This is a genomic window from Candidatus Villigracilis sp. (assembly GCF_057083605.1).
In genome coordinates, this window is record NZ_JBXMTI010000051.1 from 1 (window position 1) to 13,433 (window position 13,433).

Annotated in this window: 12 protein-coding genes; 5 read left to right on the top strand and 7 right to left on the bottom strand. The window is 51.6% G+C overall.

Going from position 1 to position 13,433, the window contains the following annotated elements; translation table 11 throughout:
- Positions 1 to 84: 84 nt before the first annotated feature.
- Genes AC14M5_RS08205 through nrfD form a run of 5 tightly spaced genes read left to right on the top strand, consistent with a single transcriptional unit; the run spans position 85 to position 3,616 of the window.
- The gene (locus tag AC14M5_RS08205) at positions 85 to 207 is read left to right on the top strand and encodes a hypothetical protein (RefSeq protein ID WP_484029164.1); all 123 of its coding nucleotides are present in this window, start codon (positions 85 to 87) and stop codon (positions 205 to 207) included.
- 7 nt (positions 208 to 214) lie between these two features.
- Positions 215 to 565: a hypothetical protein gene (locus AC14M5_RS08210; RefSeq protein ID WP_484029165.1), complete on the top strand. Its 351-nt coding sequence runs from the start codon at positions 215 to 217 to the stop codon at positions 563 to 565.
- Positions 566 to 587: 22 nt separating this feature from the next.
- On the top strand, positions 588 to 1,574 hold the full coding sequence (locus tag AC14M5_RS08215; protein ID WP_484029166.1) for a cytochrome c3 family protein: 987 nt from the start codon (positions 588 to 590) through the stop codon (positions 1,572 to 1,574).
- A complete protein-coding gene (dsrO, locus tag AC14M5_RS08220) occupies positions 1,567 to 2,352 on the top strand; it encodes a sulfate reduction electron transfer complex DsrMKJOP subunit DsrO (RefSeq protein ID WP_484029167.1) in 786 nt (261 codons plus the stop codon). Before AC14M5_RS08215 ends, dsrO begins: the two co-directional genes overlap by 8 nt.
- A 1-nt stretch (position 2,353) precedes the next feature.
- On the top strand, positions 2,354 to 3,616 hold the full coding sequence (nrfD, locus tag AC14M5_RS08225; RefSeq protein WP_484029168.1) for an NrfD/PsrC family molybdoenzyme membrane anchor subunit: 1,263 nt from the start codon (positions 2,354 to 2,356) through the stop codon (positions 3,614 to 3,616).
- Positions 3,617 to 3,724: 108 nt separating this feature from the next.
- Here nrfD and AC14M5_RS08230 read toward each other — a convergent pair whose 3' ends face one another.
- From AC14M5_RS08230 to AC14M5_RS08260, 7 genes are all read right to left on the bottom strand, one after another.
- A complete protein-coding gene (locus AC14M5_RS08230; RefSeq protein WP_484029169.1) occupies positions 3,725 to 5,419 on the bottom strand; it encodes a NapC/NirT family cytochrome c in 1,695 nt (564 codons plus the stop codon).
- Between the two features lie 125 nt (positions 5,420 to 5,544).
- Positions 5,545 to 7,665 (bottom strand): c-type cytochrome, encoded by a 2,121-nt coding sequence (locus AC14M5_RS08235; protein ID WP_484029170.1) that lies wholly within the window; start codon positions 7,663 to 7,665, stop codon positions 5,545 to 5,547.
- 3 nt (positions 7,666 to 7,668) lie between these two features.
- Complete coding sequence (locus AC14M5_RS08240; RefSeq protein ID WP_484029171.1) at positions 7,669 to 8,328, bottom strand: cytochrome b; 660 nt, start codon at positions 8,326 to 8,328, stop codon at positions 7,669 to 7,671.
- Position 8,329: 1 nt separating this feature from the next.
- Positions 8,330 to 8,812, bottom strand: a complete 483-nt coding sequence (locus tag AC14M5_RS08245) for a QcrA and Rieske domain-containing protein (protein ID WP_484029172.1) — start codon at positions 8,810 to 8,812, stop codon at positions 8,330 to 8,332.
- Between the two features lie 88 nt (positions 8,813 to 8,900).
- Complete coding sequence (locus tag AC14M5_RS08250; protein WP_484029173.1) at positions 8,901 to 9,755, bottom strand: formate dehydrogenase subunit gamma; 855 nt, start codon at positions 9,753 to 9,755, stop codon at positions 8,901 to 8,903.
- Positions 9,752 to 10,912: a cytochrome c3 family protein gene (locus AC14M5_RS08255; RefSeq protein ID WP_484029174.1), complete on the bottom strand. Its 1,161-nt coding sequence runs from the start codon at positions 10,910 to 10,912 to the stop codon at positions 9,752 to 9,754. Before AC14M5_RS08255 ends, AC14M5_RS08250 begins: the two co-directional genes overlap by 4 nt.
- Positions 10,913 to 11,118: 206 nt before the next feature.
- Positions 11,119 to 13,308 (bottom strand): cytochrome c3 family protein, encoded by a 2,190-nt coding sequence (locus AC14M5_RS08260; protein WP_484029175.1) that lies wholly within the window; start codon positions 13,306 to 13,308, stop codon positions 11,119 to 11,121.
- Positions 13,309 to 13,433 lie beyond the last annotated feature (125 nt).

Consider the following 13,433-nt stretch of genomic DNA (forward strand, 5'->3'; position numbering starts at 1 on the left):
TTCATCCAAGATGGGGAGCGAGCCGAATTTACTTTATTTTAAGGAAGCCGTATCCTATGGGCAGGATAAAGAAAGGAGATAGCTATGAACGGTTCTGAGATCATCTTATTGCTCTTCCTGGTTCGCCTGGTTATTCCGTTCGGATTGCTCCTGCTTGTTGGTGAGTGGGCCCGCCGCCGCGAAACCAACTACTGGCTGAAAGCGTGAGGATCATATGGATCTGCTCACTTCGATTACTGTTATTTTGACCGGTGTTCTGCTGCGCTTGATTGTGCCTTTGCTTGTGACTGCCTTGGTCGTCCTGATGCTTCACAAGCTGGATGAGCGCTGGCAGGCTGAAGCAGAACAGGAAATGAAAGTGCTCGTCAAAGATGAAATGCCCTGTTTGAAAGAACAAGCTGTTTCTATTGAACAATTGAAATTGCGTTTGTCTTTAGGCGAACGTCCATGCTGGCAGATCCATCGTTTGCCCAATGGGCATTTGCGCGAAGATTGTCTGGATTGTGAAGTGTTCCGTGATGCGCCCGTGCCTGTTCCTCATCGGCATGGGCATGCGCACATATAAATTTTAATAAGGAGATGCAACTATGTTTTCCTGGCTCAATCGGACCATGATCGCTTTGACCTTCGCCCTGCTCTTTGCAGGGATTACGTTGATGGCAGTGGAGGCACAGGATGGAGACAACCCGCCTGTGGATCAGCAAACCAGTAGTAATGATGACTGCAACGTTTGCCATACTGAATTCCAAATGAAATGGATGAATGGGGCTCACGGCCAGTCTGGAACTGACCCGGTCTTTCTTGCAGATTGGGAGAGCCAGGGTAAGCCTGGTGCATGTCTCGTTTGCCATACCACCGGCTACGACCCCGCAACTGCCACTTGGGAATCTGACAACATAAGTTGTTCATCCTGCCATGTGGATGAAGGCGGGGAGCACCCCAAGACCCCGATCTCGACAGATACCACCCCAGATCTGTGCGGACGCTGCCATAGTGACACGCGTTTCGGCTGGCAGGACTGGCAGGGTAGCACACATTACCAGCGTGGTATGGAGTGCACGACCTGTCACGATCCGCACAGTGCTTCGTTGAAGTTCACCGTTGCCCGCGATGGTTCCGGTTACGCGGATGCTTCGCAATTGTGCATCAACTGTCATATGGAAGCCAGCATGGAATTCCCATATACCCAGCACCATCAGGAAGGCGTCTCTTGTGTGGACTGCCACCTGGAACATCTTGAAGCGTCGGAATATGCCCCGCATAGTGTTCCAGATCATTCGTTCAAGGCCAGTTTGCAAACCTGCAATACCTGTCATTCAGAACAAATGCATTCCAGTGCAGAGGCCATCGGTACCGGTGAAACGAGCCCGATTGTAAATGCGGATGTTCCAGCGGTTGTGCCTATGGTTGAAACCGCCAATACTCCTGAACCAACTCCCGTCAGCCCAATGGGATACGCAGGCCTTGCCGGTCTTTTAGGTCTGGCAGGCGGCATTGTGCTGGCTCCGTGGCTTGAGAAATTTTATCGCCGTGAGGTGAAGCATCAACATGCCAAGGAGGAAGACCATGAGTGATCAGAATGTCAGCCGCCGTGACTTCATAAAGCTTACCGCTGTTGGGCTTGCAGTTGCCGCAGGTGCGCGCGCCATCAGCCAGGCGGATGCATCCGAAGCTGCAAAGGGTGAACATCAATGGGCCATGGTCATCGATCAATCCAACTGCATAGGCTGTGGATACTGTACGCTAGCCTGCCAGGCCCGCAATGATGTGAACCCTGATATTGAATGGAACAAAGTTAATAACATGGGCATGAAGGATGGCAGGATAGTGTTTCTTCCCCGCCCCTGTATGCACTGTGAACATGCTCCCTGTGTAGAGGTCTGCCCTGTGGGTGCATCCTATTATCGCAATGATGGGATCGTGATGATGGATTACGACAAGTGCATTGGCTGTCGTTACTGCATGGTCGCCTGCCCCTATGAAGCGCGCACCTTTAACTGGGAAGCCTTCGATGGCGAAAACCCTGCCGTGCCTGAATGGGGTACTCCAGAAGTGGAGAGACGCCCACGCGGTGTGCCGGAGAAATGCTCATTCTGCTATCAACGCATTGACCGCGGCCTTTCGCTTGGCCTCACTCCCGGCGTGGATAATGATGCAACTCCCTCCTGTTGTGTTGTCTGCCCAACAGGTGCGCGTGTCTTTGGAGACCTCAACGACCCGAATTCAAATGTAAGCCAGCTTCTGAAGAAATATCCATCCTATCGTCTGCGCGAAAATTTAGGGACGAACGCTCGCGTGTATTACCTGCCTGCTGGTGTTGTACCTATCCGCGAAGCAGAGACGGAGGGTTAACATGAAAACCATCCTAAAAACGATTCGTGAAAATATTCTTACCCCCTGGGGATTGTGGCTTGCCATCCTCGGCCTGATTCTGTTCGGTGCTCTGCTCGGCGGCATCCTGGTCTTCTGGAAGGGGCTGGTCATCACCAACCTAACCGACATCGTGCCGTGGGGCCTATGGATATCCATTGACCTTTCGTCCATTGCGGTGAGCGCAGGCGCATTTAGCTTGTGCGCAGGTGTGTATCTCTTCGGCCTCAAGCGCTACGAACCGATTGCCCGCACGGCCACATTCGTCGGTCTCATCGGCTATACCATGGCCATGCTGGCTCTTGTACTTGACATTGGCCGACCAGACCGCTTCTGGAAAGCATTGGTGTACTGGAATACACATTCGCTCATGTGGGAAGTGACCATGTGTGTGATGCTTTACCTGACCGTATTGATCTTTGAATCCATGCCGATCCTGGCATCGCTTGACTGGCTGCGAAGCAAATTCCCAAGACTGGCCGAAAAGATGGTGCACACGCACCATTACGCGCCTGTGCTTGCGATCATTGGCCTGGGCCTTTCCAGCCTGCATCAATCCTCGCTGGGTGCGATGTATGGCGTTATCAAAGCCCGCCCCATTTGGTATAAACCTGAGATGGCCGTATTATTCATGTTCTCTGCCATCGTGGGCGGCATTGCCCTCACGCTGCTGGCTTCCATGCTTTCTGCGAGGCTTACACCCAAAGCCAAGATCAACGACGCGCTGATCGAGCGTGTGGCCCTCTTCGTTGGATATTTGATGATCGGATTTTTATACTTCCGATTTTGGGATTGGCTCGCACAAACCTATACCTATGAGCCAGGACGCACCGAGGGATTTGAAATCCTTACCAAAGGGACTCTCTCTTTCAACTTCTGGTTTGGCGAGATGATCTTCGGTGCGCTTCTTCCGACCTTCCTCCTGCTCTATCGGCCCACACGTTTATCTCCCTTTTGGCGGATGCTCGCTCTCGCGATGATCGTGGGCGGCGTGGTGGCCTTCCGTTTCGATACTAACATGGTCGGCTTGCTGACGGTGATCTCATACCTGCCCGGTCAAGCATCCATCTCATATGCGAGTTACACCCCATCCCTTGTGGAATGGGTGACAGGCTTGGGCATCATCGCTTACGGTTTGCTTGCCTTCTCGCTCGGCGTGAAATACCTGCGGGTTGTAGATCATCGCCTGACAAGCAAGGAACATGAGACTGTTCTTGTTGAGGCTGGTGAGGTCGTGCAGGCGTAGGGAGTAAATACGTAAACAAGTAGATACGTAAACCAACAAGAAAACGAGCCGCTGCTTGAACGGCTCGTTTTCTTGTTTACTCGTGTACCTGTATACCTGTCTACTTTATTACTCCGGCGCCCCCAGGTTTATCCATTGCTTTACGATATCCAATTCATCAGAGGTGAGGTTGTTGAAATGATTACCGCCAGATTGGACTTGTATCAACAGGCTGTTCTCAGCATCCCCAGGGATGATGACTGGGCCATTGTCGCTGCCTTTCATTGTGGCTTCATATGTAGAGAGATCCAATCCTTCTGGAGCAGCATCGCCTTCAATGTGGCAGCCGGTACATTTGACTGTAAACAGTATGCCAACATAATTAGTATAGGTTGGGTCACCGGTAAGAACGGGAACCTCAAGCTCAGGTTCAGGCGGCGGTAGTTGGGCTTTCAATATCTCACGCAGAGCTGGGGCATCAAAGCCCGCGAAGGTAAAGACGTTCCCATGACAGGCGCTGTTCGAGCAGAAGGAAGTATTGCTAGTCCCGCCGGGGTCACTGGTGGTATGGCAATTGGAACAGGAAGGCCCAATCGCCTGGTTGTGGAGGTTGATCCAATTCGGGTTGAGGTGAGTCTCAGGCTCGGGCCCGTTGCTGATCTCGATATTGGTTACGAAATCCTCCGGGCCAGCCACCACAGGGATGGAATGACAGACGTTGCACTCAAGGCGCACCGCTTCGTCCAGATCGTTCAGGTGCTTGCCGTCATGACAGCGGAAACAGCCCGGCGAATTGATGTGACCTAGGTTATTGGGATGAGTGGTTGAGTCCACTTTTTGATCGTGGAAGACGGTGCGGTCATAGATCGCCTGTATCTCTGCCACGGCTTGCTGGATTCCCTCACCATTCTGACTGTAGTAATCGAAGAGATTCCTTTTGTAATCTTCTTCAATGTCTGCGATGGCTTTCATCGCATCTTCACGTGTTGCGTATGTGGCACTGAGTACATTCACAGCCTTTGCATGAATTAAGGGAATGGACGGATCGATCAAGCCGCGTGACATGGAAAGGTCCACCGAATCCACGGGGTTCATGAATTCATGTGTGATGCGGTTGTGGCAGGTGATACAGTCCATTTGTTTGAGCTGACTTTCGTCTATGCTGGCAGGGTCAAAGCCAGATTCAACATCGGTGTACTCTGTATAAGTTCCGTCCTCGTTGTAGACGCGCACATAGGGGATTTCCTGGCTTAGTTTATCATCAGAATAGTATTGGACTTTGCTTGAAATGTGCCAGTGGATTCCACGGGCGAGGTCCGCCCGGATATCTAACCCACCTGTCTTCATGATGATATAGGTGGTGGATTGAGTATTCAGGCGGTCATCTGCGTAGTGGTCGATCAGGCGCAGGCTGTCATCTGAAAATACTTCCGGGCGATGGCATTTTTCGCAGGTGTCCACTGCAGGTCGCAAGGCTTTGGCGCGGATCGGATATTCGTAAAGCGAGAAGGTCATATAGTAAATTTCATGCAGACCCTGTGATTTACGCACGAATTGGCTGGCAAATGAAGCGCGACCCACATGACATTCCTCACAGGTGACATTAACGTGAGGGGAACTCAGGTAAGTTACACTTTGAGGCGGCATAGTGTGACAAGCCGTGCCGCAAAAAGTTGAAGAATTGCTGTAGTCCCAGCTGTAAGTGCCGCCAATAGCCAGCACAACAGTGAGAATGCCCAAAACGCCATATGGCAGGATCAGTATCCAACGCGGCGAATCAGCTGGTGGAAAGAAAAATTTCTTAATTCGTTCTCGCAATGTCATAGTTGCTCCAAGTTTTTTAGAGTATAAAATTTCATAAGTCTCTCGAACAGCTGCGTATGAGAGGATATGCAACCAACGCGGAAGCCGTGAGGACTAAATAGAAAGTTGTGAACCTTGCGGCCTGTTTAGTTTTCCGGGGCGCCAGCTGCAATCCAATCCAAAATGATTTGTATATCAGATTGGGGTAAAGATTCCAAAGGGGGCATCAGGGAACCCAGCCCCAGAATACTACGGGCAAGGATGCTATCCTCGACATTGCCGGGGATGATGACAGGTGCGTTATCGCCGCTCGTCATAACAGTTTGATATGAAGTAGAGTCCCAGCCTCCACGTAGCTTCTGTGGGTTATGGCATGTCTGGCAATTTTCTTCGAAGATGGATTTTACCCTGCCAGAATAGGTCAGAGAAGCCGCATAGCCGGGGTCCAGTGTTCGGATAAATCGAACCAGCAGCTCGATCTGGTTCGCAGAGAGATTATCACCCCAGGCAACCATTGGCGTTGCCGTGTGACCGTTGCTGATCGTAGCGAACAACTCCTGGTCGTCGCGCCCGCTCTGGAATTCCTTTGTGTTGAAAGCAGGTCCCACGCCACCTTCTCCTGCGGAACCGTGACAACTGGCGCACGCAATGGCAAACAATTGTGCGCCGTTCAAAGTGGGTGGGGCAACCGTTGAGGTTGGGGTTTGAACATCTGCACTTACTATGGGCGCTTCGGCGGGCGGGTTGGATTCCCAATTTCGTATGAATGCCACAATTGCATCCAATTGTTCATCATCGAGCGGTCCGCCGTTTTCAGTACCAAACGGCGACATACCAAAATCAGGTTGACCAATTGAGATGATATTCCGAATGGTGGCATCGTCGCGGGTTTTTAAATATTCGCTGGAACTTATAGGGGCAATGGTATCGCCAGGCAGGGATGGATTTGGACCACCCTGGCCGGATTTCCCATGACAATCGCTGCAATTTTCCGCGAATAAATTTGCTCCAGTTATAGCACCGCCGCCTTTGCTTGCCTCAAATGTGTATTTGACAAGCGCGTCAAGTTGTTCGACGGTAAGAATGTCACCCCAGACGGGCATTGTGATGTGAGCCCCACCGGAAGAAATGATCTTTAGAGCGCTTTCCTTGTCAGGCGCCTTCGGAACTTTATCTCCATGACAAGTGGCGCAATGCTGCCCGAATAGCGTTTCCCCGCCAGTATTTTGCCCTGGATCTACAACATAAGAAGCCAGGGTATCTATGTCTAATTCGCTGAGGGTGCCTTTCCAGGCCGGCATATCCAGGTGTTGACCGCCCTTTTTGATCAACTCCGCAAGTTCCTCTTCTGTACCGTTATATCCCACACCTTGTCCATGACAGCCAGAGCAATTGATGACAAACAAGCGTTGTCCGTCCGGCGCCGCGAGGAAGTTGAGTAGCTCGTTGATCTCGGTTTCCGTCAGCCTCTCAGCCCAGTTTGCAGTCCGGACTCCTTCATGAGGTGGATAGTTTATGCCTTCGTCAAATGCCCGCTGCAATTCCACAGGGTTGCCGCTGGCAATTAGGGGTTGCTGATGGCAAACAGCGCAATATTGGGTGAAGAGTGCACTGCCCTTTGGCGAGAGGATAAAGCCGACCAGCGCGTCTATTTCGTCCGTACTAAGATCGCCTCCCCATGCTGGCATACCCTCATGTGTCCCGGCGGCAATGATTTGATGCAAATTCGTCTCGGTCCCAGCCGGAACATCAATGCTGGGACCGTGGCAATTTGCGCAATTTGCGGCATAAAGCGCCGCGGCATTATCCACAACAAGCGCTTCCTGCGGCGGAGGAGCCTCTCGAACCGAGGCAACGGTTAAAAAGGTAATGACTGCAAGGACTACTACCCCAGATATACTGGCAAAGGGGCGGTTGAGAAAGTGCCGTTTTGGGCTTTTATCAATAAAAGGCAATAGAAGCAGGAGGAGGACGAAAAGCCCGGGAAGCACCATCGCACCAACCACCTCCAGTTTGCCGGGAAAATATTTAAGAGCCTGGAAGAGGAAGAGGAAGTACCATTCAGGGCGCGGCGTATACGTGGTATCTGCTGGGTTTGCACGGGCTTCAAGGGGAGCGCCCACAAAGTAGGCCAGGGCAGCCAGAATGATAAATACCACAAGGGCGCCAATCGTATCCTTGAAGATAATATCGGGGAAAAAGGGTACTCCCTTTTCTTTTTCCTTTTTATACTCATCCAGATATTTCTTTTTTTCCTGTTCGTTCATGGCTCACTCATCCTTCTTTGGCACAGAGGTAATGCCGATACGAATGACAAGATATAAATGGATACCAATCAGTGCTGCGAGTGTGGCGGGCAATACCCATACATGGGTGCCGAAAAATCGTGCCAACGTGACGGCTGAAATATCCCTGCCTCCTCGGGCGATGCGAAGGATCCAATCTCCAACAAACGGGGCAAGGCCCGCAATTTGTGTTCCCACTGTAGTTGCCCAAAACGATTTCTGATCCCACGGGAGCAGGTAGCCAGTGAAGCCAAAGCCAATCACTACAAGGAGGAGCAGGACGCCGGTAACCCAGGTTGCTTCACGTGGATACTTGTATGCGCCGAAATAGAAAACGCGCAACAGGTGAAGAACCGTCAGCACCACCATTGCGCTAGCTCCCCAGTGATGCAGGCCGCGTATAAACCAGCCAGCAGGTAATTGGGTGGTAATGTAGACCACACTGTCATAGGCGTGATCAGGCGTAGGAACGTAATACAAGGTCAGCAATATACCCGTAACCGCCTGATTTATCGCCACAAAGAGAGTGGCACTCCCCAGCGTGTAGAACCAATTAACATGCGGAACCTTACGTTCAAAGATCGCCGCCCACACCTCGCGCCAGGAGAATCGTTCATCTAGCCAGTCGCCAATTTTTGCCAACATATCAACCTCGCTTTATGAAAATGACCCCGTCTTCCACCTTGCTCTCAAACCGATCAAGAGGGCGGGGAGGTGGACCAGCTACAACAGTGCCGTCTTTTGCAAAAACCCCATTATGGCATGGGCAGAAGAAACTATCTTCTTCTGGGATCCAGCGCACCCTGCAACCCAAATGCGTGCACACGTTGGACATCACAACATAATCCTGCCCATTGGAGGTTAGTACGTAAACTGAGATTTCCTCCTCGGTACTAATCCAACCGGTTTGGGTTTCGATTGTTTTCTTGAAGAGTGTGGGAATATTGAGCTCAACCTTGCTGATGGAACCAAGCTGGATCCAACTGTCGCTTTCTTTCTGGAGCGCGGGTCCCATGATATATGGAATTGCTGGCAGGCCAAACGCTGCACCGATCAATCCACCGATACTGGCAATTGCCACTTTCATGAAATTACGGCGGCCAAACTGTTTGTCTTCTGATTTATCCATGGCGTTCATCCTTTTGACTTGAAATGCACATGTTTAAAATGCATTGGATCGGCGTGGAGACTAACCTTCGGATTGTTATCGACTGCGCTTATGGTTGAGGCGTTTGAGGTGAATAGATCTGTGTTTCACTGATGGAAGGGACGGTGGCAACAGCGGTTTCTTCAGTGTTGATAAAGCCGTAGACTCCGCCGAGCATGGCAACGGTCAGGATTGCGGCGATTGGGTAGTAGATCATTTGTCGTTTGCGGATAAGAGCGGCGTCGGGGCGTCTATCTGCAATGCCGGCTTTGATATCCGCCAGCTCAAGAGGATGCTCGTGAAGCATTTCCTGTTCGGTCTGCATGCCCGTGAACATGGCTTTGTTGAAGCGTTTGATGTGCACGCCATACATGTGCCAGATGATAATGGCGAGCACGGCCAGCACGGCTTCACCGCCATGCGCAGCTTTAGCGGCGGGGACAAATTCACCAGGCAGGAATTGCGTGGCGGTGATGGGATTCCACATGAGGAAGCCCGTCATCCCCATCACAGCTGCGCCCCAAACAAAGGCCCAATACTCCATTTTCTCTTCGAAGGTGTAACGTCCCATTTGCGGGTAGGTCCTGGCAAAACCGATGTTGTACAAGAGGGCTTGCAGCCCGTCTTTTGCATCCTGCAGGGTAGGCAGCATAGACATTTGATCCCTCAGGACGAAGACACTGTATCCCATCACGAGGATGTGCCAGGCGGTGCCGAGCATCATCACAATGGCGCCGGTGTGATGGATGGTGCGCAAAACTTCGATTCCGCCGAGTGCCTGAATGACGGATATGGAAATATTGGATGTCGCAAATTTTTGTGGAATGCCAGTCAGGCCGAGCATTACAAAAGACAACATCATCACCCAATGTTCGATTCGACGCGCAAGTGGGAAGCGCAGATAGGTTTGAGTTACTGTGTTCATGCGTGCTTTGCTCCTTTCGCGCGGTTGACGATGCGCCTATAAATGTCGGTCAGGATGAATAAGATCATGCCGCCGAGCACCGCGGGGATGAAGAATTTATAGAATAGGTTTACGTAATATACGATGGGGTAATGCTCAGGGCTGGGTTCGTAATGGCTCATCCATGCGGCGGGGAAGTTGGCTGTAGCACTCGGGTGGCAGCGCTGGCATTTGGTAAGCAGGTTTTCCTGCATGGCGATGCCTGTTTCAGCATTATCCACTTTTCCGATGTTATGTACGCCATGACAATCTGTGCAAACAGGTTTGTTGGTGGGTTGATCGGGGAATTGCTCTTCAAATAATTTAACGGTTGTGCCGTGGAAATCAGATACATAGGAGTTGACTACGTTCGTGGATATTCCGTACTTATCCATGATGGTTGAATCAGTATGGCATTTTGCGCATAGAAAAGGCGTGCTGTTTCGGAATGTGACTGTGGTTGGGTTTTGGATGTTATGCACGCCATGACAGTCAATGCAGGTTGGAACATCCGTATTATTTTCTTCGGTTAGGGCATTCCCATGTACGCTGGTTTTGTATTGATCGTAAATTCCGCTGTGGCATTGGGCGCAGGTATCAGGGATCTCCAGGCGGGCGGAAGGTGTGAGCTCGCCGCTGGTCTGGCCTGTGAGGCGTGTCTGTGTGTGCGGGTTGTGACAGTCCATGCAGACCGCGGCATTCTTGTTCCCTTCATCAAATGCGGTTTGGTGTACGCTGTCATGGACTTTGGTGTATTGCTCTTCGTGACACTCCTTGCATGTTTCCAGGAAACTCAGGGTGAAGTCACGCGTGTTTTTTACTTTTACGTCGGGGTGGGGGTAATCACTGATGTCTGTGTGGCAGTCTACGCAGTTCAGCCCCTCTTTTGCATGAACAGAGTTATCGAATCTGGTTGGATTGATGGTAACTGGTAGCGATTCATTTCCCAGGGTGAGGTCGATACCTTCCTCTTGATGGCAGGCGAGGCAAAAATCGTTCGAGGGTTTGTCTTCTTGATAGGCGGGAGCAGCTTGGGCGGGTGTGGTTAAAGAGGCCAGGGCGAAAGTAAAAAGCCCAAGTCCGAGGAGCAGGAACAGGGTCCAGGTGCGAGGCGGGCGAAGCCGTGTCCTTTGTTGCATTACATTCTCCTTAGTATTAAAATAATTGCGAATTATAGTGCGAAAAAATGTCATGGGGTATACGCCCCATATTGTAAGGGGGGGCGTCAGGTGCATGAAGTGCTAAATATCATAAGTTTGGTGTGATTAATAAAGAGATGGCGGACGCATTGCGTCCGCCATCGTGGTATACCCCGCTAATTAATTTACTGAACAGAAGCGAGCACCTAGGGACGGGTGTAAGCTGAAACGTCACCGCCGAGATCCTCAATCGAGTCAATCAGGATCTGGATGATGTACTTGTTATTGTGCACGTAAACGCCGGGGTCCTTCTGGCTGTATTGATAGTTGAAGGCAGCTCTGAGCAGGCGAGGAGTCCAAGTGGCATAAGCTTTGCTATCAGCACCGTAGAAATACGGGTAGGCATTGCCCTTGTATTCAAGTGGACCACCGTTTGCTGCGGCATAGATTTGGAGTTGAGCTAAGAGGGCTTCTGCGAGTGTATCGACTTCACCCTTAATGCCTTCTGTCACATCGCCATCACCATCGTAATCCACTTCGGTCTCGCGAATGACGGCTGGGTCGGTGGTATCGTGGCAGGTTTCGCAAGCTTCAACCTTGGGTTCGAGGGCATGAACGTCGTGGCAGTCTGCGCACTTGTTCATCTTGCCTTCTTCACTGGCGTGTAAGTTCTGGCCGACATATTCCTTGCCATCGTACTGATAGGCACCCTTGGCATCATTGCCGAAGAGAGTTGCACCTGCAGCGAAGTAGTGGATGTTCTTAAAGCGGATCTTCGCATCGACCACATCAGCATCCTTGCCCTTGAGAGCGTTGTTCACGCTGGTGGTGGATTCGCGTCCCTGGTGGCAAGAGATACAGAGGTTCGAGTCGTCGGCTACAAAGTTGCCATCAGCATCTTTACCGCCCAAGCTGACTGAAGCGCCGCTCGGGAATACAACAGACTTGACCTCATAACGATTGGGCCAGTTGGCTTCATCATGACAGGTGGAGCACAAATAACCGTTGCTGGAGGGCATGGAAGCCAGGCCAGTTATGGTGGTTGTACCACTGGATGTTACAACTGTCGTGCCGCCATCCTTGAGATAGGTGGGCAAACCTTGCGCGGTATGGCATTTCACACAGCCAAACGGCACGGTGTAGAGCGGGTTGCCTTCGTTATCGTAATCCCAATCGCGGAAGGGCAATGTATCGCCAGCGAAATGGCCTGCATCGGTGCGGGCGAGTGTGCTGGTATCACCACCGAGATCGGCGACTGAATCGAAGAGCAATTGGACAATATACTTGTTACCGTGAGCAAACGCACCGGGATCCTTGAGGGAGACCTGGTAGTTGTAGGCGGCTTTGAGCAGGCGGGCAGTCCAAGTGCTGAAACGGACAGCGCTGCCATCTGCCTGATCGGCGACGCCATCACCATCAGCGTCAGCAAACCAGTAGGGATAGGCAGCGGCGTCATATACAATGCCGGTGCCGGCTTTGTCAGCAGCATACGTTTGGATCTCAGCCATTAGGGCAGCTTGCAGGCCTTCGATCTCGTAGTACATGCCTTCTTCCACATCGCCATCGCCATCATAGTCTGGATTGGAGCTGACCATGCGGACGTTCTTGAGGTCTTCCACGGTAGCGACGTTTTCATGGCAGAGTGCGCACTGCTCAACTTTAACTTCAAGAGTGTGCGGGTTATGGCAGCCTGTGCAGGAGTCATAGCCTGCGACGTGGGTGTTCTTAGCGTCGTAGCTCATGCCTTCGTATTGATAACCGCCTTGTACCATGCCACCGTAGAGGGTGGCGGCTGCAGCGTAATAGTGAACATTGCGGAAACCAAAATTGACATCCTTGCCGGCGTCATCTTTGATCGGAGCGACAACTGCGTCCATGTCGGTAACGGCAAATTTTTCGATCTGCGCATCAACACTGACCTTGGACTCGCGACCCTGATGGCATTCCATGCAGCGAACATCGTCGCCAGCAGTAATTTCAACACCGGAGGGGAACATGACGGTTGTCTTGGAGATGGTGCCGGCATTATGGCAAGCTACACACTGGATGCCCTGGGCATTTTCGGCGGGTACGGCGGCATCTACTTTGTTGGCTTCGGAGCCATCAATGCCGAGATAATCCCGATAGCCGTCGCTGCTATGGCATTTGGCACAGGAGGTGGGGACGCCATCGGGGTTTTCGGCAACGTCATCCCAATGACGGAAGGGTTCATCCGCCACGTTGGCATGGCCGGAACCTTGCCACTCAACCAAGTATGGGGTGTCAGGTACGGGAGCAACAGGGGCTTCTGTTGCTGCTGTGGTGGGGGCAGTAGTCGCTGCGCCGCCACAGGCTGCTAAAACTGTGCCGACAACGATCACTGCGCCAAGCAAAACGAGCATTTTTTTGAAATTCATTGTTGCATTCTCCTTTTTATTAAAGTGGGGAAGGGGCAATTAGTATTTTAGTAGGAACAACCTCCTTACCGGAAATTAATCTCATTTGCGATTTTTCAGGTCAATACCTCAGAATTCTAAGCATC